24 protein-coding genes and 1 pseudogene are annotated in these 23,526 nt (G+C 63.3%); 20 read left to right on the top strand and 5 right to left on the bottom strand.

The features are described from left to right. The first annotated feature begins 38 nt into the window (after window positions 1-38). The 3 genes from JQ609_RS17230 (at window position 39) to JQ609_RS17220 (ending at window position 2,282) form a co-directional block, all read left to right on the top strand. On the top strand, window positions 39-548 hold the full coding sequence (locus tag JQ609_RS17230; RefSeq protein WP_192736401.1) for an OsmC family protein: 510 nt from the start codon (window positions 39-41) through the stop codon (window positions 546-548). A 144-nt stretch (window positions 549-692) separates the two neighbouring features. Next, entirely contained in the window at window positions 693-1,508 is an 816-nt protein-coding gene (locus JQ609_RS17225; RefSeq protein ID WP_212274291.1) for a hypothetical protein, read from the top strand. A gap of 57 nt (window positions 1,509-1,565) precedes the next feature. Further along, window positions 1,566-2,282 carry a hypothetical protein gene (locus JQ609_RS17220; protein ID WP_212274290.1) on the top strand — a complete coding sequence of 239 codons (717 nt, stop codon included), beginning with the start codon at window positions 1,566-1,568 and terminating at the stop codon, window positions 2,280-2,282. Here the strand turns inward: JQ609_RS17220 and JQ609_RS17215 are convergent. Both JQ609_RS17215 and mutS read right to left on the bottom strand, forming a co-directional pair. Next, entirely contained in the window at window positions 2,279-2,572 is a 294-nt protein-coding gene (locus JQ609_RS17215) for a hypothetical protein (RefSeq protein ID WP_212274289.1), read from the bottom strand. The genes JQ609_RS17220 and JQ609_RS17215 overlap by 4 nt on opposite strands. Next, window positions 2,569-5,310, bottom strand: coding sequence for a DNA mismatch repair protein MutS (mutS, locus tag JQ609_RS17210; protein WP_212274288.1), 2,742 nt, complete (start codon window positions 5,308-5,310; stop codon window positions 2,569-2,571). Before mutS ends, JQ609_RS17215 begins: the two co-directional genes overlap by 4 nt. A 253-nt stretch (window positions 5,311-5,563) precedes the next feature. Between mutS and pcaF the strand changes: the two genes are divergently transcribed. The 4 genes from pcaF to JQ609_RS17190 all read left to right on the top strand — a co-directional run bounded on the left by pcaF (window position 5,564) and on the right by JQ609_RS17190 (window position 9,094). After that, window positions 5,564-6,772: a 3-oxoadipyl-CoA thiolase gene (gene pcaF / locus JQ609_RS17205; RefSeq protein ID WP_212274287.1), complete on the top strand. Its 1,209-nt coding sequence runs from the start codon at window positions 5,564-5,566 to the stop codon at window positions 6,770-6,772. Between the two features lie 99 nt (window positions 6,773-6,871). Next, complete coding sequence (gene pcaH, locus JQ609_RS17200) at window positions 6,872-7,573, top strand: protocatechuate 3,4-dioxygenase subunit beta (RefSeq protein ID WP_212274286.1); 702 nt, start codon at window positions 6,872-6,874, stop codon at window positions 7,571-7,573. Further along, window positions 7,574-8,185, top strand: coding sequence for a protocatechuate 3,4-dioxygenase subunit alpha (pcaG, locus tag JQ609_RS17195; RefSeq protein WP_212274285.1), 612 nt, complete (start codon window positions 7,574-7,576; stop codon window positions 8,183-8,185). 15 nt (window positions 8,186-8,200) lie between these two features. Then, a complete protein-coding gene (locus JQ609_RS17190) occupies window positions 8,201-9,094 on the top strand; it encodes a dioxygenase (RefSeq protein ID WP_212274284.1) in 894 nt (297 codons plus the stop codon). Here the strand turns inward: JQ609_RS17190 and JQ609_RS17185 are convergent. The 3 genes and pseudogenes from JQ609_RS17185 to JQ609_RS17180 all read right to left on the bottom strand — a co-directional run bounded on the left by JQ609_RS17185 (window position 9,087) and on the right by JQ609_RS17180 (window position 11,495). After that, on the bottom strand, window positions 9,087-10,328 hold the full coding sequence (locus JQ609_RS17185) for an FAD-binding protein (RefSeq protein ID WP_312014868.1): 1,242 nt from the start codon (window positions 10,326-10,328) through the stop codon (window positions 9,087-9,089). The genes JQ609_RS17190 and JQ609_RS17185 overlap by 8 nt on opposite strands. Then, window positions 10,310-10,741 (bottom strand): annotated as a pseudogene (locus JQ609_RS35575) (FAD-binding protein); the annotation flags it as partial. The gene JQ609_RS17185 and the pseudogene JQ609_RS35575, both read right to left, overlap by 19 nt. A gap of 97 nt (window positions 10,742-10,838) precedes the next feature. Beyond that, on the bottom strand, window positions 10,839-11,495 hold the full coding sequence (locus JQ609_RS17180; RefSeq protein WP_249128117.1) for a GntR family transcriptional regulator: 657 nt from the start codon (window positions 11,493-11,495) through the stop codon (window positions 10,839-10,841). 247 nt (window positions 11,496-11,742) lie between these two features. On the opposite strand from JQ609_RS17180, the gene JQ609_RS17175 reads away from it, so the two are divergent. The 13 genes from JQ609_RS17175 to JQ609_RS17115 all read left to right on the top strand — a co-directional run bounded on the left by JQ609_RS17175 (window position 11,743) and on the right by JQ609_RS17115 (window position 23,509). After that, window positions 11,743-12,759, top strand: coding sequence for a TRAP transporter substrate-binding protein (locus tag JQ609_RS17175; protein ID WP_212274283.1), 1,017 nt, complete (start codon window positions 11,743-11,745; stop codon window positions 12,757-12,759). A 73-nt stretch (window positions 12,760-12,832) separates the two neighbouring features. Next, window positions 12,833-13,339, top strand: a complete 507-nt coding sequence (locus JQ609_RS17170; protein WP_212274282.1) for a TRAP transporter small permease — start codon at window positions 12,833-12,835, stop codon at window positions 13,337-13,339. A gap of 22 nt (window positions 13,340-13,361) precedes the next feature. After that, window positions 13,362-14,642, top strand: coding sequence for a TRAP transporter large permease subunit (locus JQ609_RS17165; RefSeq protein WP_212274281.1), 1,281 nt, complete (start codon window positions 13,362-13,364; stop codon window positions 14,640-14,642). Between the two features lie 32 nt (window positions 14,643-14,674). After that, window positions 14,675-15,160 (top strand): type II 3-dehydroquinate dehydratase, encoded by a 486-nt coding sequence (aroQ, locus tag JQ609_RS17160; protein ID WP_212274280.1) that lies wholly within the window; start codon window positions 14,675-14,677, stop codon window positions 15,158-15,160. 2 nt (window positions 15,161-15,162) lie between these two features. Then, window positions 15,163-15,816, top strand: a complete 654-nt coding sequence (locus JQ609_RS17155; protein ID WP_212274279.1) for a DUF4286 family protein — start codon at window positions 15,163-15,165, stop codon at window positions 15,814-15,816. Continuing rightward, window positions 15,816-16,625, top strand: coding sequence for a sugar phosphate isomerase/epimerase (locus JQ609_RS17150; protein WP_212274278.1), 810 nt, complete (start codon window positions 15,816-15,818; stop codon window positions 16,623-16,625). The genes JQ609_RS17155 and JQ609_RS17150 overlap by 1 nt, the downstream gene beginning before the upstream one ends. A gap of 87 nt (window positions 16,626-16,712) precedes the next feature. Continuing rightward, complete coding sequence (locus JQ609_RS17145; protein WP_212274277.1) at window positions 16,713-17,651, top strand: LysR family transcriptional regulator; 939 nt, start codon at window positions 16,713-16,715, stop codon at window positions 17,649-17,651. 122 nt (window positions 17,652-17,773) lie between these two features. After that, window positions 17,774-18,655: a shikimate dehydrogenase gene (locus tag JQ609_RS17140; protein ID WP_312014867.1), complete on the top strand. Its 882-nt coding sequence runs from the start codon at window positions 17,774-17,776 to the stop codon at window positions 18,653-18,655. 56 nt (window positions 18,656-18,711) lie between these two features. Further along, the gene (locus tag JQ609_RS17135; RefSeq protein ID WP_212274275.1) at window positions 18,712-19,851 is read left to right on the top strand and encodes an ABC transporter substrate-binding protein; all 1,140 of its coding nucleotides are present in this window, start codon (window positions 18,712-18,714) and stop codon (window positions 19,849-19,851) included. A 281-nt stretch (window positions 19,852-20,132) separates the two neighbouring features. Continuing rightward, window positions 20,133-21,008, top strand: coding sequence for a branched-chain amino acid ABC transporter permease (locus JQ609_RS17130; RefSeq protein WP_212274274.1), 876 nt, complete (start codon window positions 20,133-20,135; stop codon window positions 21,006-21,008). Beyond that, a complete protein-coding gene (locus tag JQ609_RS17125) occupies window positions 21,005-22,006 on the top strand; it encodes a branched-chain amino acid ABC transporter permease (RefSeq protein WP_212274273.1) in 1,002 nt (333 codons plus the stop codon). The genes JQ609_RS17130 and JQ609_RS17125 overlap by 4 nt, the downstream gene beginning before the upstream one ends. Beyond that, window positions 22,003-22,746, top strand: a complete 744-nt coding sequence (locus tag JQ609_RS17120; protein WP_212207149.1) for an ABC transporter ATP-binding protein — start codon at window positions 22,003-22,005, stop codon at window positions 22,744-22,746. The genes JQ609_RS17125 and JQ609_RS17120 overlap by 4 nt, the downstream gene beginning before the upstream one ends. A gap of 22 nt (window positions 22,747-22,768) precedes the next feature. Next, window positions 22,769-23,509 carry an ABC transporter ATP-binding protein gene (locus JQ609_RS17115; protein ID WP_211995535.1) on the top strand — a complete coding sequence of 247 codons (741 nt, stop codon included), beginning with the start codon at window positions 22,769-22,771 and terminating at the stop codon, window positions 23,507-23,509. Window positions 23,510-23,526: the final 17 nt, after the last annotated feature.

Genomic DNA, 23,526 nt, shown 5'->3' with positions numbered 1-23,526 from the left:
GCTTTAAATCCGGATGTACAAAAATCCGGGAGAAAAAAATGGACGCCGCCGAACTCCGTGCGATGCAGGCCCCGATCAAGGAGCGTTACAAGTCCGATCCCTCAGCCGCTGTCATTACGCTCAAAGCCAAGGGCTCGATCGACAATGAAGGCTTGACCTGCAAGGTCGAAACCGGCCGCGCGCTGGCCGTTGCAGGCCTGCATCCCGCCACCGGCGGTTCCGGGCTTGAACTGTGTTCGGGCGACATGCTGCTGGAAGCGCTGGTCGCCTGCGCCGGCGTGACGCTGAAGTCGGTGGCGACCGCGGTCGAAATTCCGCTGAAGAGCGGCCATGTCATCGCCGAGGGCGATCTCGATTTCCGCGGCACGCTCGGCGTCGACAAGGAAGCCCCGGTCGGTTTCGCCGAGATCCGCCTGCGCTTCGACGTCGAAACCGACGCGCCGCAGGACAAGCTCGATCTGCTGCTAAAGCTCACCGAGCGCTATTGCGTGGTCTATCAGACCATCCGGAACGGCCCCAAGGTCGCGGTGTCGATGAAGCGGGTGTGAGTCTGCAGTATGGTGTCGTCCCGGCCTTGAGCCGGGACCCATACGCCGCGGCCCCTCGTTGCAACAACCGATGTTCGACGCCTTTCGCGCCACACGAATAATTGTGGCTATGGATCCCGGCCTTCGCCGGGACGACGGCTTTAAATGTCCCCCGAATCCATCTTCCTGCTGACGCTCGTCCTGCGCATGGTGATTACCGCGGCGTTCGTGGTGACGGCGTCCATCGTCACCGAGAAGTCGGGCCCGGTGATCGGCGCGCTGATTGCGACATTGCCAATTTCGGCGGGGCCGTCTTACGTGTTCCTCGCGCTCGATCATGACGCGGCCTTCATCGCCGAAGGCGCACTGGCGAGCCTGCCGATCAACGCCGCGACGATTTTTCTGGGGCTGACCTATGTCGTGCTGGCGCAGCGCCGCAGCGCGGTCGTCAGTTGCCTTGCCGCGGTCGCGGTGTGGATCGCATTCGCCTCGATCATTCGCGCGGTACACTGGACGCTGGCGGGCGGGCTGATCGTCAATGCGATCGCCTTTGCGATCTGCGTGCCGCTGCTCGCGCGTTACCGTCACGTCAAGATGCCGCCGGTCGTGCGGCGCTGGTACGACATTCCCCTGCGCGCCTCGCTGGTTGCGACACTGGTCGCGACCGTGGTCACGACGTCAGGCTGGGTCGGCCCGAAAATCAGCGGCATCATGGCGCTGTTTCCGATCGTGTTCACCTCCATGATGCTGATCCTGCATCCGCGCATCGGCGGCCCGCCGACCGCGGCCGTGCTCGCCAACAGCGCCTGGGGCCTGATCGGTTTGGGCCTTGCGATTGCCGTCCTGCACGTCGCCGCGCTGCAGTTCGGCTCGGTGATCGGCCTAAGCCTCGGGCTCGCGACCTGCGTCTCGTGGAACCTGGCGCTGTGGTGGAAGGGGCGAAGGAAGGTGACAGCCCCTATTAGTTCGGAAGATCGCTAGTTACCGCCACCGGCAGACCCGCTAGGTTGCTGGGCATAGCAGAATTGAGGCGGTGTCGTGGAGGGATTGTACAAGGTCGAGTACGACATCAACGAGGGCTCCGGCCGCAGCGTGCTGTACGCCAATGCCGGAACGATGCTTGGCGGCAATACGGCATTCGCCCATTTCGGCAGCTACCAGATCGTGAACGGCGAAATCGTCGCCAGGCTCAGGACCCGGCGCCACAGCCCGTCGCCCCGCCCTAGATCGCTGGTCAGTTCCGACCAGGTCACGCTCAGTATACGCGGCAGGGCGGAGGGCCAGGCCTATCGCTTCGCGGGTGAAGTGGTGGAGGACGCCGGCTCGGTGTTTCGCGCGCTCATGACGCCGCTCGGCAATGACGACGTTCCGCCGCCCGGTATGGTCGGCGACGGCGGCATCGTCAGCGGACTCTACTCGATCGACATCCGGATGCTGGACGGCCTTGCAGGCGGGCATACCGGCGTGATGCTGCTGCATGACGGCCGCATTCTCGGCGGCGACGCGTTTTTCTATTACCTCGGGGCCTATAGTTCGGCGAACGGCAGCTGGAAGGGCGAGTTCGTCAATCAGGAACACACTCCGGCGAAGGCCGAGCATCCGCTGTTTGGCGGTTATGAAGTCGGCATCGGTTTCTCAGGCCGCTGCGACGCCAACGGTGCCGAAATGGAGGCAACCGCATTGGCCGGCAAGCGCAGCATCCGCCTCGCCGCCAAGCTGAAGTTGATCCAGCCGTTCGCCGACGTGGGACGCTAGCCCGCCACGTCCCAAGGCAGGCTCCATTGAATGACGCCGAACAGGCGCAAATACAGCAGCGTTGTCGCCACCAGCGAGACCACGGCCACCGCCAGCGGCACGCCGGGCGACGGCGTCCGCCAGCCGCGCGCATCCTGCATCAGGATCAGCGGCAACAGCGGCAGCGCGATCAATCCGAGAAACACGAATATCCGCCAGCCGCCTTCAAACAGGGCCGAGATCAACAGCAGCATGGGCGGGGCGCCGTACACCAGCGCGATCCATGCGAACGCTTTCGCAGCGCGACTCAAGCCTTGTGTTCTTTTGCCAGGGTCGTGAGCCGATACAGCGCATCCAGCGCCTCGCGCGGCGACATCTCATCCGGATGCAGCGCCTTCACCGCTTCGAGCAATTGCTCGGCCTCGCTCGGCGGTGCCGGCTCGGCGGCCGCGCGCGAGGGCACCGCGAACAGCGGCAGGTCGTCGGCGAGCGCCCGCGCGGTCTGGCCGCGGTCCTGGGCCTCGAGTTTTGCCAGCACCGATTTGGCGCGCGCGATCACGGCCGGCGGCAGGCCGGCGAGCTTTGCGACCTGGATGCCGTAGGAGCGGTCGGCCGATCCGGGCAGCACCTCGTGCAGGAACACGACGTCGCCCTGCCATTCCTTGACGCGCACCGTGGCGTTGAACATCCGCGGCAGTTTTGCCGAGAGCGCGGTCAGCTCGTGGTAGTGCGTCGCGAACAGCGCGCGGCAGCGGTTGCTTTCATGCAGGTGCTCGATTGCTGCCCAGGCGATCGACAGGCCGTCGAAGGTCGCGGTGCCGCGGCCGATTTCGTCGAGGATCACAAGCGAGCGCTCGCTGGCCTGATTCAAAATCACGGCGGTCTCGACCATTTCCACCATGAAGGTCGAACGCCCGCGTGCGAGGTCGTCGGCAGCGCCGACGCGGCTGAACAACCGGTCGACGACGCCGATCCGCGCCCGCGAGGCCGGCACGTAGCTGCCGATCTGCGCCAGCAGCGCGATCAGCGCGTTCTGGCGTAGGAAGGTCGATTTACCCGCCATGTTCGGGCCGGTGATCAGCCAGATCTGGCCCGAGACCTGCGCCGGTCCCGGCGAGAGGTCGCAGGCATTGGCGATGAACGGCTGGCCATCGCGCTTCAGCGCGGCTTCGACCACGGGATGGCGGCCGCCCTCGACGGCGAAACCGAGCGAGCCGTCGACTTCGGGCCGCACGTAATTGTCGTCGACCGCAAGTTTGGCCAGCGCGGTTGCGACATCGAGCAGCGCAAAGGCATGCGCCGCGGCGCGCAGATCGTCGCTGGCCGCAAGTGCGATGACCGACAGCCGCTCGAAGATTTCCAGTTCGAGATTGAGCGCGCGGTCGCCGGCATTGGCGATCTTGGCTTCGATCTCGCCGAGCTCCGACGTCGTGAAGCGAACCTGACCGGCCAGCGTCTGGCGATGGATGAACGTCGCGTTCAAAGGCGCGGTCATCAGCTTGTCGCCGTGCTGCGCCGTCACCTCGACGAAATAGCCCAGCACATTGTTGTGCCGGATCTTGAGGCCCTTGATGCCGGTGTCGTCGGCATAGCGGGCCTGCATCGCGGCGACGACGAGACGCGAGGCGTCGCGCAGATTGCGGCTCTCGTCGAGCGCGGGCTCATAGCCTTCGCGGACGAAGCCGCCGTCGCGCTTGATCAGCGGCAATTGTTCGGCCAGCGCCCGTTCGAATTCGCGCGCAAGATCGCGCGACGGACGGCGCAGCGCCTCCATCACGGAAGAGATCTCCGGCGGCGGCGCATCCAGTTGCGCCAGCCGCGCCAGCGCGGAATCGGCGGCGAGGATGCCATCACGGAGGCCTGCAAGATCGCGCGGGCCGCCGCGACCGACTGACAGCCGCGCCAGCGCGCGCGACATGTCGGGCGCGGCGCGCAGCGTGGTGCGGATATCTTCTCGCGCAAAACTATCGGCGACGAAAGTGGCGATGGTGTCCAGCCGCCGCGCAATCGCAGCGCTATCGGTGAGCGGGGCGGCGAGACGCTGCGCCAAAAGCCGCGATCCGGCTGCGGTGACGGTGCAGTCGATCGCATCGAGCAGCGAGCCGCGCCGCTCGCCCGCCAGCGTGCGGGTCAATTCGAGATTGGCGCGGGTCGCCGGGTCGATCGCCATCGTGGTGCCGGCGGCCTCGCGCGACGGCGGCGACAGCGGCGGCCGCTTTCCAACTTGCGTTCGATCGATATAGGTGACGGCGGCGGCCGCCGCGGTCGCTTCCAGCCGCGACATCGCGGACAGGCCGTCCATGGTGGCGACCGCGAAATAATCGCACAGTCGCCGTTCCGCGGTGGCGCCGTCGAAGACGTCGCGGGTCAGCGGCGTCACCGCCGGCAGTTCGCGCAGCAGCTGCCCCAGATCAGCATCGCCATACAGCGCATCGGTGACGATGACTTCGTTCGGATTGATCCGCGCCAACGTCGCTGCAAGCTCGGCGGTCGAGCATTCCGTGACCATGAACTCGGAGGTCGAGATATCGATCCAGGCAAGGCCAATGCGGTCGCCACCGGCAGATCCCCGTGCCCGCGCGATCGCCAGCAGATAATTATTGGTCTTTGCGTCGAGCAGGGTGTCTTCGGTCAGCGTGCCCGGCGTGACGAGCCGCACCACGCCGCGGCTCACCACGCTCTTGTTGCCGCGCGCGCGTGCGGCTGCGGGATTTTCGGTCTGCTCGCACACCGCGACGCGATGCCCGGCATTGATCAGCCGATGCAGGTAATCCTCGGAGCGCTCCACCGGCACGCCGCACATCGGGATATCCATGCCCTGATGCTTGCCGCGTTTTGTCAGCACGATGCCGAGCGTCCTGGAGGCGATTTCGGCGTCCTCGAAGAACAGCTCGTAGAAATCGCCCATCCGGTAGAACAGCAGCAGCCCGGGATGGCCGGCCTTTATTTCAAGGTACTGTTCCATCATCGGCGTGACGCGCGCTGTCGCGTCGGCGGCCGGAGTTGCCTCGGGGGGCGGGGGTGCGGGGATGTTTTGCTGGATCGTCATTGCGGGGCGCAAACTACAAAATTTTGTCCGTCGGTCCTATTGGTTTGCTCCCCGTCGTACCGGTTTTCCACGCCCGGTGGCCGCTTATTTCACTTCCTAACCCCTAGCTGAGCCCTGGGAACATGACGGCCATCCCGCGAAAGCACCGCCGGTGGCGACAGCCCTCAATTGACCTCCCGCTACGTCGCTCCTAAAACTCGCCATCAATTCAGTGGGGTCAACGGCCCAAACGCGGCGTTCAGGGAGAGATTCAATGCGTGATGTGTTCATTTGCGATGCCGTACGGACCCCGATCGGCCGTTTTGGCGGTTCGCTCGCCAAGGTGCGCGCCGACGATCTGGCCGCGGCCCCGATCAAGGCCTTGATGGCAAAGCATCCCAATCTCGACTGGAAAGCGGTCGATGAGGTGTTTTTCGGCTGCGCCAACCAGGCTGGTGAGGACAACCGCAACGTCGCGCGCATGGCGCTTCTTTTGGCGGGCATGCCCGACTCGGTTCCTGGCCAGACGCTCAACCGTCTCTGTGCCTCGGGCCTCGATGCGGTCGGTGCCGGTGGCCGCGCGATCCGCGCAGGCGAGATTGATTTCGCCATCGCCGGCGGCGTCGAATCGATGACACGCGCGCCGTTCGTGATGGGCAAGGCGCCGGAAGCCTTTGCGCGTTCCGCTGATATTTTCGACACCACGATCGGCTGGCGCTTCATCAATCCCTTGATGAAGGCGCAATACGGCGTCGACGCGATGCCGGAGACCGGCGAGAACGTCGCCGAGGAATTCCAGGTATCGCGCGCCGATCAGGACGCGATGGCAATTCGTTCGCAGCAGCGCGCGGGCGCTGCGATCGCTGCCGGCTATTTCGCCGAAGAGATCACCCCGGTTTCGGTGCCCGGCGGCAAGGCCGGACCGATCACGGTCGACAAGGACGAACATCCGCGTCCCGAAACCACGCTCGAAGGTTTGACGAAACTGAAGCCGATCGTGCGCAATCCCGGCACGGTGACGGCGGGCAATGCGTCCGGCGTCAATGACGGCGCGGCCGCGATGATCCTGGCTTCGGAAGCTGCCGTGAAAAAGCACGGCCTGACGCCGCGGGCGCGCATCCTTGGGTTGGCTTCGGCTGCGGTGCCGCCGCGCATCATGGGCATCGGCCCGGTGCCGGCGACCAAGAAGCTGATGGAGCGGCTCGGCATCAAGATCAGCGATTTCGATCTGATCGAGCTCAACGAAGCCTTCGCCTCGCAGGGCATCGCCGTGCTCAGGCAACTCGGCGTCAAAGACGATGCCGATTTCGTCAACCCGCATGGCGGCGCCATCGCGCTCGGTCACCCCCTCGGCATGAGCGGCGCGCGGCTGGCGATGACGGCGGTGCACGGCATGGAGAAGCGCGGCGGCAAGCTTGCCTTGGCAACTATGTGCGTCGGCGTCGGTCAGGGCGTCGCGATGGCGATCGAAAAGCTAAACTAAGACAATGGTTTGGGAGGCTCAAAAACGGCCCTTCCCCAAATTAGTTATGTCATATAATGATCCGGCGGCGCCTGCGATCGCGATGCCAGGGAGGAAGTCATGACATTATCCTATCCGCTGCAAAGCTTGACGGCGCATCCGCCGCGGCTGTCGCCCGGTTACAAGAGCACGGTGAAGCGTTCGCCCACCAAGCCGCTGATCCCGATGCGGCATACGCTGTCGGAATTAACCGGGCCGGTCTATGGCCACGAGACGGTGCGCGAAAACGACAACGACCTCACGCTCCAGGGCAAGGGCGAGCCGCTCGGCGAACGCATCATCGTGCACGGCCACGTGCTCGATGAAGACGGCCGCGGCGTGCCCAACACGCTGGTCGAGCTGTGGCAGGCCAACGCCTGCGGCCGCTATGTCCATGTCGTCGATCAGCATCCGGCGCCGCTCGATCCGAATTTCACCGGCGCCGGCCGCACGCAGTCGGACAGCGCGGGCTATTACCGCTTCGTCACCATCAAGCCCGGCGCCTATCCCTGGGGCAACCACCACAACGCCTGGCGCCCGGCCCATATCCACTTCTCGGTGTTCGGGCACTCCTTCGTCTCGCGGCTGGTGACGCAGATGTATTTCCCCGGCGATCCGCTGTTCCCGTTCGATCCGATCTTCAATTCGGTGACCGACGAGAAGGCGCGTAACCGCATGGTGTCCGACTTCGACCTCGAAAATACCAAGCCGGATTGGGCGCTGTGCTATCGCTTCAACATTGTGCTGCGCGGGCGCAACGCCACGCCGATGGAGACCAAGTAAGTGTCCAAGGCCCAGAGCAAGCCGGAAGGCGTTACCCCGTCACAGACCGTCGGCCCGTATTTCGCCTATGGCCTGACATCGAACGGCAAGTATGACTGGAACGACGCCTTCTCCAACAATCTCGTGACGGCGGATACGTCGGGCGAGCGCGTCCGCGTCGAGGGCCGGGTGTTCGATGGCGACGGCCAGCCGATGGTGGATTGCATGCTGGAGATCTGGCAGGCCGATGCGCAAGGCCGCTTCTCCGATCCGCAGGACAAGCGCGCGCTGCCCAACTCATCCTTCAAGGGGTTTGGCCGCTGCGAGACCGATGCCGATGGCCGCTATGCCTTCGACACCATCAAGCCGGGCATCGTGCATGATCCCGACGGCAAGCCGCAGGCGCCGCATCTCGTGCTCGCGGTGTTCGCGCGCGGCCTGCTGCTGCATCTCTATACGCGGATCTATTTCGGCGGCGAGGCGGCCAATGCCACCGATCCCGTGCTGGCGCTGGTGCCGGCCGACCGTCGCGCAACGTTGATCGCCCGGCAGGCGCACTGCAATGGTAACGCGGTCTATAGCCTCGACATCAACATGCAGGGCGACAACGAGACCGTGTTCTTCGACGTCTAGGTGCGGGATCATCCAATGATCATCGGGCGCGAGCAGGATGTCACGGTTGCAGCGTCTACCGTGATGGAGCGGACCTCCGACCCGCGGCTGCGCGAGATCATGCTGTCGCTGGTCAAGCATCTGCACGGTTTTGTCCGTGACGTCAGGCTGACCGAAGCTGAATTCCGCGAAGCCGCCGCCATCCTCGTCGAATTGGGCAAGCAATCGACCGATACCCACAATGAAGTCGTGCTGATCGCTGGTTCGCTCGGCGTTTCCTCGCTGGTATGCCTTCTGAACAATGGCGATCAGGGCAATACCGAGACGGCGCAATCATTGCTAGGGCCGTTCTGGCGGCTGAATTCTCCGCGCGTTGAAAACGGCGGCTCGATCGTCCGGTCAGACACGCCGGGCGCGGCGCTGTTCGTCAACGCCCGCGTCGTCGACCCCGCCGGTCATCCGATTGCGGGCGCCGAGGTCGATATCTGGCACGCCTCGCCGGTCGGCCTGTACGAGAACCAGGATCCTGAACAGGCCGAGATGAATCTGCGCGGCAAGTTCACGACGGATGCCGACGGACGCTTCGCGTTTCGTTCGGTGATGATGGTCGGCTATCCCATTCCGACCGATGGTGTGGTCGGGCGGCTCTTGAAGGCGCAGCAGCGGCATCCCTACCGGCCGGCGCATCTGCATGCGCTGATCTTCAAGCCGGGATTCAAGGTTTTGATTTCGCAGGTCTATGATCCCGCCGATCCGCATATCGACAGCGATGTGCAGTTCGGGGTGACCAAGGCGCTGATCGGCGAATTCGTGCGGCACGATGAGGCGCACCCGACTGCAACCGACGTCGGCTCGCCCTGGTATTCGCTCGACTATGTCTACCGGATGGAAGCCGGCGAGGCTGTGCTGCCGCGGCCGCCGATCAAGTAGCACCCAGCTCGTTCGACTTGCCCGCGATGTCCATCGCCGCGCGCCATGCAAACACCATGGCCGGGCCGATCATGGTCCCCGGACCCGGATAGGTGCCGCGGAAAATCGAGGCGGCGTCGGCGCCGGCGGCATAGAGGCCGGGAATCGGCTGTCCTGTAGACGTCAGCGCGCGGCCGTTGGCGTCGGTGCGCAATCCGGCGCTGCTGGCGAGGTCGGAAGGCCAGACCGCGACGGCGAAATAGGGGCCCGGTCCGATTTTGCGCAAGCACGGATTTGGCTTGTTCGTGGGATCACCGTTGAAACGGTTGAGGTCGCTGGTGCCGCGGCCGAAATCCTCGTCGATGCCGGTTTCGGCGAATCGATTGTGCCGCTCGATCGTGCCGGCCAGCGCGCCGCCATCAACGCTGATTTGCAGCGCCAATGCAGCGATGCTGTCACCCGTGAAGAGATAGCCCGACTTGATGAAGCGGGAGAGGTCGCGCGTTCCCGGATGGATCAGGCCGAGACCATAGTCGCGAATAAAACCACGGTCGCAGATCAGGAACGCCGGGATGCTGGGCACTGTGCGGTGCGACCGCAGCATCCCCTCGACGAAGTCATGGTACGAATTGGCTTCGTTGACAAAGCGCACGCCGGACCTGTTAATCGCGATCAGCCCGGGCTTGGCGCGATCGAGCATGATGTGCGGGAATACCGAGAGGTGGCCGTCCTCCTGCGGCATCACCGAACTCGGCATCCACAGCGCCGGGCTCCTGATGTCCTGCGCAATCTCGCCATGCGCGCGTTCGCCGGCAAGAATGCCGTCGCCGGTGTTGCTGTCCGGCGCCATCGAATAGCGCTGCGTGCCGTCCGGAAACAGCCGGTTGCGCAGTTCGCTGCTCCAGCCGATGCCGCCGGCCGCCAGCACGACGCCGCGACGCGCGTAGATGCGGATGTCGCCATCGTTTGTCGCGAACACCGCGCCGATGATTCTGCCGTCGTCCTCGATCAATTCGCTGAGCTGGGTCTGGTAACGAATCTCGACGACGTGGTGCTTCAGACTGTAGAGCAGCCCAGCCGCGCCACCAGCGCGTTGCCCATGATCAGGCGCGTGCCGCGCGGGTGCTTGATCCGGTCCATCGCCTGCCGCGCCAGCAGGCGAGCCGCGTTCGAAAAATTTGCCAGGGAATGAAACGGATGCAGCAACGGCGGAATGTCGGTCTTGCCGACCATCATGCCGCCGAGCACCATGAATTCACGGCGCGGCGGCCGCACCCGCGCGAAATCCTCGCCAAGTTTTCGTCCGTCGAACGATACGGCACCCAGCGCCCGGCCGCCACGCGCGGCGCCGGGCTGCGCGTGATAATCCGGATGCACCGGCGGCGGCATGAAGACCACGCTGGTCCTTTGCTGGAGATAGTCGAGCATCGCGGGGCCGGTTGCGAGAAAGGCGGCGAGCCGCACATCGTTGGCGTCATCGCCCAATATCGCCGCAAGGTACGTTCTCGCGGCCTCGATGCTGTCGGGCACGCCGGCCGCCTCGCTCTGCCGGCTGCCGGGAATCCACACCGTTCCGGCCGAGGTCGCGGTGGTGCCGCCGACCATGTCGGACTTTTCGCAGATGATAACCTTGAGCCCTTCGAGCGTGCCGACCAGCGCCGCCGTCATGCCCGCCGCGCCGGCGCCGATCACCAGCAGATCGGTCTCGGCATCCCACCTGCGATTATCGGTTTGGCGCCCGGTCACGACAACTCGACCGAACGTTTCATTTCAGCGTCCCGATCGCCAGCGCATGCGCCACGCAGCTGTTGATATGCTCGGTCAGGATCGACTTTGCACCCTCGATGTCGCGCTTTAGCGCGCAATCCAGCAAGGCCTGATGCTGCGCGATCGTGGCGCTGCCGCGGTATTGCAGGGCGTAGCGGAAATATTTGTCGAACACGACCGAGTGAGTCTGCATCAACTCGCGCGAGCCGCAGCTCGATATCAAGGCCTGGTGGAATTCGCCGTCATAGCGCTTGCGAAGTTCGGGATCGTCCCCCGCGGTGAGGATGGCGCGCTCGGTCGCCGCCAGCTTGTGATGCGCCGACACCACGCGGCCTTCCCATTCCATGTCGCCGGCCCGGAAGGATTCGGTCATCGCGTGATGCTCGAGCAGGATTCGCAGCTGCGCCAGCTCGCGCAAATTCTGGATCGAGACGGGAGCGACCTCGAACCCGCGCTGGCCTTCGGCAACGACAAAGCCTTCCGAGGCCAGGCGGTTGAGGATCTCGCGCAGCGTCGAAACGCTGACGCCGTAATCCTCCTTCATCGAGTCGAGCTTGAGCCGTCCCGACGGGTTGAGCACGCCGAAAATGATGTCGGAGCGAATGCGGTGATAGCCGCTGTCGCCGGCCGACATCGGGGTCTGTTGCTGCTCCATGATCGTCAATGTCTATCCCGCTTTTGGGCCTGCAAAGGCTGAGGCGACTCGCCGCCGAGCATAGCCGCGAATGGTGGCCCTTGCTGCAAACTACGATCACATGATGAATTATATTATATCATATATTTATATGATTATCATTTGACAACGATTTCGTTATATGGTTTCCACCAAAAAGACCGGCCCAGAAGCCAAAAATCGCGGCAACAAGCCGCGACTGGGCACCGGGTCATCAGGGGAGGATGAGATGAAGCTGTTTGCAGTTCTGTCCGCGGCCGTGTTGGGCGGGGCACTTTTGGCCGGCACCGCATCCGCGCAGGAGGTCCAGGAGCGGACCATCCGCTGGGGACACCTCAACAACACCGATCATCCCGTCAGCTTCGGCGTACAAAAATTCGCGGAAATCCTGCTCGCCAAGAGCGGCGGCAAGCTCAAGGTCCGCGAGTTCGCTTCATCCCAGCTCGGCAACGAGCTGCAACAGCAATCGGCGCTGCGCGGCGGCACGCAGGAGATGCTGTCGGCGTCCACCACCTCGCTCGCAACGGTCATTCCGGAATTCGGCCTGCTCGATTTCCCCTTCATCGTCACCACCACCGATCAGGCCGATGCACTGGTCCAAGGCGCATTCGGCAAGGCGATGATCGACGCGCTGCCGCAGCGCGGACTGGTCGGGCTCGGCTATTGGGGGCTCGGCTTTCGCAACGTCACCAACAGCAAGCATCCGATCGTCAAGCTGGAGGATTTCTCCGGGCTCAAGCTGCGCGTCATTCCAAATCCGGTCTATCTGGAGTCCTTCAGCGCCTTCAAGGCCAATCCGATTCCGATGGCGTTCGGTGAACTCTACACGGCGCTGGAAACGCGCACGGTCGACGGCCAGGAAAATCCCTACACGGTGATCCTGTCCAACAAGTTCTTTGAGGTTCAGAAATTCGTCTCGGCCACCAACCATACCTTCACCGAGAACATCATCATCGTCAGCAAGATCTTCTGGGACAAGCTGTCGCCGGCCGAGCAGAAGATGATGCAAGAGGCTTACAACGAAAGCCGCGCCTACCAGAAGGAGCAGACGCGGCTGCAGACCGAAAAGGCGCTCTCCGAGCTGCAAGCCAAGGGAATGACCTACAACGCCGTGGCGCCGGAAGAGCTGGAGCGCATGCGCAAGGCGGCTCAGCCCGTGGTCGACAAGATCTCGGCGGCGCTGAAGCCGGATACGGTCAAGCTGTTCAACGCGGAGCTCGACCGGGTCCGCAAAGAGGTCAAGTGACGCGCCGCTGACATCAGCGAGGCAGGGCCGGTATCCATCGGCCCTGCACGAACTCCAGCTCCACGCGGCGCCGATGGAACGCATCCTCGATCTCTATTGCGCGCTGCTCAAGGGCGTTATCGCGCTGTGCCTTGCGGTCATGGTGGTGCTGGTGTTCGGCAATGTGGTGCTGCGCTATGGCTTTAATTCCGGCATCACGGTTTCGGAAGAACTGTCGCGCTGGCTGTTGGTGTGGCTCACTTTCCTCGGCGCCATCGTCGCCGTCCGCGAGCATGCGCATCTCGGCGTCGATACGTTGGTGCGGAAGTTGTCGCCCGCGGGAAAGCGGATCTGCTTCATCATCAATTATTGCCTGATGCTGTATGCCGACTGGCTGTTGTTGGCGGGAAGCTGGCGCCAGACCATCATCAACATCGACGACCGCGCGCCGGCCACGGGCCTGTCGCTCGGCATCTTCTACTTCGTCGGCGTCGTCTTCGGCGTCTCGGCCGGAATCATGCTGCTCTACGACCTGTTCAAGGTCGTCTCCGGCCAGGCCCGCGAATCCGACCTGGTCGCCGTCAAGGAGGAGGACATCTGATGGCATCGCGGGGGCGCCGCACATGACCATCGCGGTCTTCACCTTCTCGCTGCTCGGCGCCATGGCGCTCGGCATGCCGATCGCCTTCGCCCTGATCATCTGCGGCATCGCGCTGATGAGCACGATCGACATGTTCGATTCGCAGATCGTGGCGCAGAACATCATCAACGGCGCGGACAGCTTTCCGCTGATGGCGATTCCCTTCTTCATGCTCGCCGGTGAGATCATGAATAAAGGAGGGCTCGCCAAGCGCATTGTCAATGTCGCCCTCGTTGCGGTCGGGCATTTCCGCGGCGGGCTCGGTTATGTGACGATCCTCGCGGCCTGCATTCTCTCATCGCTGTCGGGATCCGCCGCGGCCGATGCCGCGGCGCTCGCAGCCCTCTTGGTGCCGATGATGGTGGCGGCGGGGCACAGGAAGATCTACGCCGCCGGGCTTGTGGCCGCGGGCGGCGTCATCGGCCCCGTCATTCCGCCGAGCATCGGTTTTGTTATTTTCGGCGTCGCCGCCGGCGTCTCGATTTCCAAACTGTTTTTGGCCGGTATCTTTCCGGGGATGATGCTGGGCGCCGGATTGTGCGTTGCCTGGTGGTGGGTGGGCCGCAAGGAAAATCTGGTGCCGCCGCCGCGGGCGTCATTCAAGGAAGTTGCCCAGGCCGTGATCGACGGCTTCTGGGCGCTGATGTTGCCGGCGATCATTATCGTCGGATTGCGCTTCGGCATCTTCACGCCGACGGAGGCCGGGGTGGTCGTCGCGGTCTATTCGCTGTTCGTTGCCACCTGCGTCTACCGCGAACTGAAATGGTCGCAGCTTTATGCGGTGTTCGTTACCTCGGCATTGACGACGAGCGTCGTGATGTTTCTCGTCGCTGCGGCGCTGGTGTCGTCCTGGCTCATTACGGTCTCCGAAATCTCCGCGCAGGTTGTCGATCTGCTAAGACCATTCATGGGCAACAAGACGCTTTTGATGTTCGCGATCATGGTCGTCGTTGTCATCGTCGGCACCGCGCTCGACATGACGCCGACGATCTTGATTCTGACGCCGATCCTGATGCCGATCGTCAAGGCGGCCGGTATCGACCCCGTCTACTTCGGCGTGATGTTCATCATCAACAATTCCATTGGCCTCATTACCCCGCCGGTCGGTATCGTGCTGAACGTGGTTTGCGGGGTCTCCAGGATCAGCATGGAAGATATCATCAAGGGCGTCTGGCCGTTTATGATCGCCCAGCTTATCGTGCTGTTTCTGCTGGTGCTGTTCCCGGCATTAGTGACGGTCCCGGCCAAGTGGCTTGCCGGCTAGAAGCGGCATATCAAGCGAAAAGGGGAGCCTCGATGGCCATCAAGATCATGATTTTGAACGGACCCAATCTGAATTTCCTCGGAATTCGGGAGCCTCACATCTACGGCCCGACCACGCTCAAGGAGATCGAGACAAGTTGTGAGGAAGTGGCGAAATATTTGGGCGTCACGGTCACGTTCCACCAGTCCAATCTCGAAGGCGAGCTGGTTAACTGGATCCAGTCGGCGCACGGTAATTATGATGCGATCATCATGAACCCGGCGGCCTATTCGTTCACCTCGATCGCGCTGATCGACGCGCTGAAAATATTCGAAGGCCCGAAGATCGAGGTCCACATTTCAAATATTCATGCGCGGGACGAGCTGCACCGGCATTCGATCACGTCGAGCGCGTCCACCGCCGTGATCTGCGGCCTCGGCCCATACGGCTATATCGCGGCGATGCTCGCCGCTGTGCAGAAGTTGGGGAAGCTGCCGGACGCGGTTCCGGCCTCGCTGCACGGCTTAAAGGGGAGATAATAATGCGCGGCGCAGGCTTTCTGGCGATCTGGAGCGATGTCGAACCCGATCATCTGACTGACTATCGGCACTGGTTGACGCGCGAGCACACCACCGAGCGGGTGACCACCAAGGGCTTTTTGGGCGTTCGCGTGTACCGCGCCGCGCGGGCCGACATCGCCAGGTTCTTCATCCTCTACGAACTGGAAACCCCCGAGGTGCTCGACGGGCCCGCTTATCTGGCGCGGCTCAACGCCCCGACGCCGTGGTCGCAGCGCACCATGCCCCGGCTCGGCAATTTCATTCGCGGCGGCGGCGTCATGACCGCGCGGGCAGGGCGCGGCGAGGGATCGACCATCGCCGCACTGCGCATCGAACGTCTGCCGGAGAAACCGCAAGCCTTCGCCGACGCCCTCGTCGCGCTCGACGGCATTGCCGCGGTGCAGGTCGGGGTGACCGATCTGGCGCGCACCTCGGTGCCGACGGTAGAGAAGGGTATGCGGAAAGACGAGGGGATCTTTGCCGGCCTCCTGATCATCGAGGCGCTTGACGCGACTGCGCTTGCTGGCGCATTGCGTCGAGCAAGTGAAATGGCGCCGGACTTGTTCAGCGGCGGCGAGCCGGAGGTCTATCAAGGCATGTTCGCACTCGACGCCCGCATCGCGGACTTCGACTAATGCCGTCGTTCTCGCTCGCCGCGCTGACCGTCCTCGATCTGGCGCCTCCCGCGTTGATCGATATTGCCGCGGCCTGCGGCTATGACGCCGTCGGGATTCGCCTGCTGCCCGCGATGCCCGGCGGCATCGCCTATCCGCTGGAGGACAAAGCGAGCCTGAAGGAAACACTCGCCCGGCTGGACGCGACCGGCATCAGGGTTGCCGACCTCGAAGTGGTCGCGCTCCGGCCCGAGACCGATCTTGCCGGCTTTTCCGCGTTCTTCGAGACCGGCGCACGGCTCGGCGCCAGGCACATCCTGGTCGCAGGTTACGATGCTGATCTCGGCCGCTTCAGCGACAGCTTTGCGGCATTCTGCGAGGCCGCCGCCCCATATGGGCTGACAGCCGATCTCGAATTCATGCCCTGGACCTGCGTCCCCGATCTCGCCACGGCCAACCGCATTGTCGCGCCGATGCGGCAGGCCAATGCCGGCATCCTGGTCGATGCCCTTCATTTCGACCGGTCGAGGAGTTCAACCGCCGAACTTGCGCGCGTGCCCGTCCACCGGCTGCACTATTGGCAGCTATGCGACGGCCCGGCCGAGCGGCCCGCCACGAACGAAGAGCTGATCCATGCTGCCCGCCATGAGCGGATGTTTCCCGGCGAGGGCGGCATCGACCTCGTGTCGCTGGCGCGCGCCATGCCGGCGGATATCACCGTCAGCCTCGAAGTCCCGACGGTCGAGCTTGCCAAAACCATGGGCCATAAGGATCGCGCCCAGCGCGCGCTTGATGCGGCCAGGGCCGTGATCGCGGCGGCCAGACTCTGAGAACGCCCTGAGAAGGCGTTGATAAGATCATTTGCGCCGATCGAACATGGGAGTATCTCTCAGGTTCACCTTCGAAAGTTGCTGCACATGATGACGCTGCGCCAGGTCGAGGTTATCAGGGCCGTGATGATCACCGGCACGATCGGCGGGGCGGCAAAACTGCTCAACGTGTCGGCGCCGGGCATCAGCCGGCTGGTGAAATATACCGAGCGCTCGCTCGGCATCCGATTCTTCCAGCGCCAGAACGGGCGCTACTTCCCGACCTCCGAAGCGCATAACATTTTCGAGCAGATCAACGGCGTCTACAAGAAGGTCGACGACCTCACCGAAATCATCTCAAAGATCGGGCGCGGCACGCTGTCGGAATTGCGCATCGGCTCGGTGCCGAGCATTTCCCAGATCATGGTGCCGCGCGCGATCGGGCGCATCCGGCGGCGCTATCCGGATCTGCACATCGACATCAACATCCTCAAGATCGAGGAGGCGATCGACTATCTGTTGCTCGGCAAGGGCGATTGCGTCGCCATGAGCTATCGGCTCGACCATCCCGGCCTCGATTTCATGCCGCTGGCGTCAGGTGAATTGTTCTGCATCGTGCCGCAGGGGCATGAACTCGCGGGACGAAAACAGGTTACCGCCGCGGAGATCATCCGCTACCCCCTGATCGGCATCGACCCCAACGATCCCTATGGGCGCATCATGGCCGAGATCTTCGCGCGCAATAAATTGTCCTACGACATCACGATCCGGGCGCGGTTCGGCACCACGGTCTGCGCGCTGGTCAAGGCGGGGCTCGGGATTGCCGTCATCGATCAGTTCACCGTGGCGCATGGCGGCTATCCCGGCGTCGAAATGCTTCGGATCGTGGAGCCCACGAGGTTCGACACCTATATCGCGGTGAAACGAGGCGCCTCGCTTTCGCTGCATGTCGAGCATTTCATCGAATGCCTGCGGTCGGAAATGCGGGCGCTGGAGCCGAGCCGGAAAAGTCCGGCGGTGGCGGCATCGCGCGGCCGCAAAAAATAACATCAAGTTATGTTTGTGGAATAAATGGGTAATTGTGTTATCTGGCAAAGACGGTATCGTTTGCCCGGTTTTGGTGCTCTAAGCCGCGCGATCCCATGTTGATACTGCGAGACCATAGCGACGTGACCAAACGCCCGCCCTCGATCAGTCAGAAGTTTCTCACCGGCCTGATCGGGGCCCCGATTGCGCATTCGGCGTCGCCGGCGATGCACGAAGAGGCGGCCGCTGCTTTGGGCATCCGCTGTCATTATCAACTGATCGAGGTTGCGGGCCAGGGCTCGGCTGAGCTGCGCACGCTGCTCGACAGCATCAAGCGCATCGGCTTTGCCGGGGTCAACGTGACGTTTCCCTATAAGGAAGCCGTGATTCCGCTGCTCGATGATCTGTCGCCGGCTGCGCGCGCGATCGGCGCGGTCAATACGGTAGTCGTTCGCGACAAAAGACTGGTTGGATACAATACCGATGCTACCGGCTTTGAGCGTGCGGTCGCCAATCTGGTGAAGGCGTCCGGTCATGGCCCGGTTGCCCTGATCGGCGCCGGCGGCGTCGGCAAGGCGATTGCCAACGCGCTCGCCGCGCTCGGTGTCGCCGAACTCAGCATCTTCGATACCGACCACGCCAAGACCGAACAGATTGCGGCGCAGCTGCACGGCCGCCAGCCGGTGCGGATTGCGCAAACCGTGGAAGACGCGCTGCGCGGTGCCGTCGGCGTGGTCAACGGAACGCCGATCGGCATGCTGCCGGATCGCGGCACGCCGGTGCCGGAGGCGCTGCTCCGTCGCGACGTCTGGGTGGCCGACGCGGTCTATTCGCCGCTCTGGACGCCGCTGTTGACCGCGGCCAAAGCCAGGGGCGCTGAAATCATGACAGGGCGCGATCTTGCGATCCACCAGGCCGCGGACGCCTTCGAGTTATTTACGGGAATGAAGCCGTCGATCGTCGAAATGGGGAATGCATTCGACGCCGTGATGGCAAGACGCTACTCTGCGACATCGGACGCGTAGCCGATTACAAGGCTCGCGTCGGCAAAATCAAAAGATCACGACAACAGGGGATGGAAATGAAAACAGGAATTCTGGCAGGTATCCTGCTCGCGACCATGACGGCTGCAGCGGCGTTGGCGCAGTCCGGTGCCCCCATCAAGCTCGCCAATGTGGCCGAACTCTCCGGTGGCGGCGCCACGGTCGGTACCAACTGGAAGAACGGCATCGATCTTGCGATCGAGGAAGTCAACGCCAAGGGCGGCGTGCTCGGCCGCAAGCTGGAAGTCACCCACGCCGATTCGCAATCCAACCCCGGCGTGGCGCGCGCCCAGGTCCAGAAGGCGCTTGACGGCGAGCCCTACGTCCTGCTCGGCCCCGGCTACTCCGGATCGGTCAAGGTCACGGCGCCGCTCGCGGCCGAAGCCGGCATCGCCCAGATCATGGGCGGCGAGGCCGCCGAACTGACGCAGGGCGGCAACAAATTCCTGTTCCGCACTTCTTTCGGCCAGCAGTCCTCGATGCCGAAGGTCGCCAAATACATCAACGATGAGGTGAAGGCGAAATCGGTTGCGATCGTCTGGGTGAACAATGATTTCGGCCGCGGCGGCCGCGACGTCATCACCAAGGAATTCGCCAAGCTCGGCATCAAGGTCGCCGCCGATCTTTCCACCGAAGCAGGTCAGGCCGACTTCGCCGCTGACGTCAGCAAGATCAAGGCGGCTGCGCCCGACGCCGTCTTCATCTATCTGAATGAAGAGGAAAGCGCCCGCATCCTGAAAGAGCTGAAGCGCCAGGGCGTCACCGTGCCCCTGATCGGCGAAACCACGCTGATCGGTCAGAAGGTGGTCGAACTGGCGGGGGATGCTGCGAACGGCGCGCGCGGCCATGTCGGCCTTACCACCGATGCCCCGGTCGATCTGATCAAGGCGTTCCGGGAAAAGTTCGTCAAGAAGTACAATTACGTCCCTGACCATAACGGCCTCAAGGGCTATCTGGCGATCTACATGATCAAGGCCACCACCGAGAAGATGGGCAAGGTCGATTCCAAGGCGTTCGCCGACAATCTCCATGGCCTCACCATCAAGGCGGCCAGCGAACCCGGCATCCTGATGGACGCGACCTTCGACAAGAACGGCGACATCGATCGCCAGGGTTTCCTGGTCGAGATCGTCGATGGCAAGCAGGTCATCAAGCAGGTGCTGCCGAAGCTGAACTGAGGTCTTTGAAGGAAGTACTGCCTCTCATCTTGAGAAGCTTGCGTAGCAAGCGTTTCGAAGGATGAAGCCAAGTTCGTGGCCATCCTTCGAGACGCGCGCAAGAGCGCGCTCCTCAGGATGAGGATTGTGGGTGATCGAGAGGGTAATGTTTGTCCCTCATGGTGAGGAGGCGCGTAGCGCCGTCTCGGACCATGAGGCCACAGACGGGCCTGCATCCTTCGAGACGCGGCGCAGCCGCCGCTCCTCAAGATGAGGTCGGAATAAAAGGACAAGGTAAAGGCATGTCCAATCTGCTTGATCTTCTGATAGCGGGACTGGCGACGGGGGCGATCTATGCCATCGTCGCGGTCGGCTTCACGCTGCTGTGGCAGACGTCGCAGACCATCAACTTCGCGCAGGGCGAATTCGTCATGCTGCCGGCGTTCCTGATGCTGGCGGCGATGCATGTCGGCGCGCCGTTCTGGCTCGCGATCGTCATCGGCATGCTGCTGTCGCTGCTGCTGCTCGGCCTCGGCTTCAAGATGCTGCTGGTCGACCCGATGCTCCGCCACGGCGTGCTGCCGCTGGCGATCGCGACCATGGCGCTGGCGATCGGCATCAAGGAAGCCGTGAAGCAATTTTTCAGCGCCGAAGCCTCGCCGTTCCCCTCCATCGTGCCTTCAGGCGATATCTCGATCCTCGGCCGCCAGGTCGCATTGCAGAGCGTCGGCGTGCTCGCGCTCGCCATCGCCGCAGTGGTCGGATTGACCATGCTGTTGAACCGCACGTCCATCGGCCATCAGATGCAGGCTACCGCACAGAACCCGACGGTCGCCCGCATCATCGGCATTCCCGTCGAGCGGATGATCCTGCTGACGTTCCTGATCAATGCCTTTCTGGTGGCGCTGGCCTCGCTGCTGATCACACCGATCTATCTCGCCAAATTCTCCAGCGGCGAAGTGCTGGGGCAGGCGGCGTTCATCGCGGCGATCGTCGGCGGGTTCAACCAGGTGCGCGGCGCAATCGCCGGCGGCTTACTGATCGGCGTCGTCGATAATCTCGCCGCGGCCTATGTCTCGACGCAATACCGCGCGGCCGTGCCGATGATCTTGCTGATCCTCATCATCCTGCTGCGTCCGCAGGGCCTGCTGGGCCGCGCCGAGGAGCGTACGGTATGAGCCTGCTCAATCGATATTGGCGCGTCGCGCTCGGTGTGGTCGTGATCGCGGCCCTGATCATCGCGCCGATGTACCTCAACCGCTACGGCCTGTTCATCCTGAGCCAATGGGCTGTGATGACCATCGCCGCGATGGGGCTCAACCTCACGCTCGGCTATGCCGGCCAGGTCTCGCTGGCACAGGGCGCCTTTGTCGGCATCGGCGCCTATACCGCCGCGCTCATGACCACGAACGGCCTACCGCTGATCGCGGGGCTTGGGGTTGCCATCCTGCTGTGTTTTGCAATCGGCTGGATCCTCGGCTATCCGGCGCTGCGGGTGCAGCACCATTACCTCGCCTTCGTGACGCTGGCGTTTTCCACGCTCGCCTTCCTGGTGTTCCGCAACGAGAGCTGGCTGACCAACGGCATCTACGGCATCAGCAACATTCCGCGGCCGACGATCCTGGGCTATCCGACCAACCGGCCGCTGCCGTTCTATTATGTCTGCCTCGGCTCGCTCGCCCTGGTGTCGCTGGCGACCTGGTGGCTGATCCGTTCGCCTTGGGGCCGCGCCTTCGTGGCGCTGCGCGAAAACCCGGTGCGGGCGCTCTCGCTCGGCATCGATACGCGGCGCTACACCTTGATGGCGTTTGCGATCGGCTCGGCGCTCGGCGGCGTCGCCGGCACGCTGTACGCGCCGCTGACGCAGTACATTGACCCGGTGCCTTTCAACCTCTCGCTTTCGCTCGATCTGTTGTTGATGGTGATTGTCGGCGGCTCCGGATTCTTCTTCGGCCCGTTCCTTGGCGCGATGATTGCGGTGCTGTTGCCGGAATGGATTCGCGAGGTAACGCAGGGCTATTATCTGATGCTCTATGCGGTCGCGGTGATCCTGCTGCTGATCTATTCGCCGACCGGCATTCTCGGAATCATCGATCGCTATCTGACCGAGCGTCGCACCAAGGCCGCCTCCGCGCTGCGCGCGGTTGCGAAATCAGGGTTGGAGCCGGCGCCATGACCACGGTTCTCGAAATCAGCGACATAAGGAAGAATTTCGGCGGCATCAAAGCAGTCGATGGCGTCAGCTTCGACGTGCAGGAAGGCGAAATCCTCGGCCTGATCGGGCCGAACGGTTGCGGCAAGTCGACCTTGTTCAATTGCATTCTCGGCCAGTTGCAGCCGAGCGCCGGCGAGGTGAAGGTCGATGGCAAGGTCGTCACCGGGTTTCGGCCGTCGGATTTGAACCGGCTCGGCGTCAGCCGCACCTTCCAATTGCTACAGGTGTTTCCAAAACTGTCGGTGCGGGAAAATCTCATCCTCGCCGGCCAGGAGCACCAGGGCAACATGCTGTCGCGGTTGCTGGGTCCATCGGATGCGGGCCTCAGCAAGGCGGCCGATCAGATGATCGAGTTTTTCAAGCTCGGCCATCTCGCCGGTGAACTGGCCGGCGGATTGTCCTACGGGCAGCAGAAATTGCTCGATGCGGCCATGGCCTTCATGGGAGGGCCCCGGCTGGTGCTGCTCGACGAGCCCGCCGGCGGCGTCAACCTGACGATGCTCGGCGATTTGAAAGCGCGGCTGGCCGAGATCAACCGCGAGAAGCGCGCCACCTTCGTCGTGATCGAGCACAACATGGAATTCGTGATGTCGCTGTGCTCACGCGTGGTGGTGATGGCGGAAGGCAAGGTGCTGGCGATCGGTACGCCCGCTGAGATCCGTGCCAACAGCGCGGTCATCGACGCGTATCTCGGCCACTGAACCGGTGGATGAGGGAACACAGATGAGCGAACCCATCCTCGACGTTAAAGGCCTGGTCGGCGGTTACGGCAAGATGACCATCCTCAACGGCACCAGTTTCTCGGTGCCGGCCGGCACCATCACGACGGTAATCGGGCCGAACGGCGCCGGAAAATCCACCGTGTTCAAGGCAATCTTCGGCCTGCTGAAACTGCGCGAAGGCAAGATCATCTTCAAGGGCCGCGACGTCACCGGCCTCAGCCAGCGCGAGCTGCTGACATCAGGCATCTGCTACGTGCCGCAGGGCCGCAACATCTTCCCGGAACTCTCCGTGCGCCACAATATCGAGCTCGGCGCCGTGGTCGCGGGACGTGATATCCCCGATCTGCCGGCGCGCATCGAAGCCGCGCTCGATCGCTTCCCTATTCTGCGCAAGAGGGCCACGCAGCAGGCGTCCACGCTGTCGGGCGGCGAACAGAAGCAGCTCGAAATCGCGCGCGGGCTGTTGCTCAATCCGCAATTGATGCTGGTCGACGAGCCGTCGATCGGGCTGTCCCCGCTGATGATCCGGCAGACCTTCGGCATCCTGCAGGACCTGCGCGACCGCGGTGTTTCGATCCTGCTGATCGAGCAGAACGCCCGCTCGGCGCTGGAAATTTCGGACTACGGCATCGTGCTCGAACTCGGCCAGACCCGCCTCGTCGACCGGGCCGACAAGGTGCTCAGCAATCCCCGCGTCGGCCAGCTTTTCCTCGGCGGCGCGATCGATCAGCCATCCGCATAATCACCAGCTACATAAAA

Origin of the sequence: Bradyrhizobium sp. AUGA SZCCT0169, from assembly GCF_018130085.1 — a bacterium.
Lineage (GTDB): Bacteria > Pseudomonadota > Alphaproteobacteria > Rhizobiales > Xanthobacteraceae > Bradyrhizobium.
This window is presented reverse-complemented; position numbering and strand designations above follow the sequence as displayed.